The sequence below is a fragment of the Nocardioides abyssi genome (assembly GCF_030412915.1).
Lineage (GTDB): Bacteria > Actinomycetota > Actinomycetes > Propionibacteriales > Nocardioidaceae > Nocardioides > Nocardioides abyssi.
In genome coordinates this window covers 1-280 of record NZ_JAUHJR010000140.1, presented here as the reverse complement: position 1 = coordinate 280, position 280 = coordinate 1, and the positions used below count along the sequence as shown (strand labels likewise).

General features: G+C 58.2%; 1 protein-coding gene. It reads right to left on the bottom strand.

Annotated elements, in window-relative coordinates; all coding sequences use genetic code 11:
- Positions 1-261: cyclase family protein (locus QWY29_RS20245; RefSeq protein WP_300963029.1), on the bottom strand; the 261-nt coding region annotated here is incomplete at its 3' end.
- Positions 262-280: the final 19 nt, after the last annotated feature.

Genomic DNA, 280 nt, shown 5'->3' with positions numbered 1-280 from the left:
GAGGTGCTCGGGAGTCGAGAATGCCTTCGACAACACCCCGTTCTGCTCCAGCGTGGCGATGGTCTTCAACCGAAATGGCTCGTAGTTGGCGGCAGGCCAGTAAGCGTTTTTGTCGTTGAGTGCGTAGGTCAGATCGACGATCTTCAGTTTTCCCGAAGCCAGGTCTTCGAGAGTGAGACCGGAACCAGCCGCATCGCTCCCCGCGGCGTGTTCAGAAATGCCCAGCGAGCGACAGAACGTGACCAGCACCACCAGCGACAAGCAGAGAAGCACATTGCGA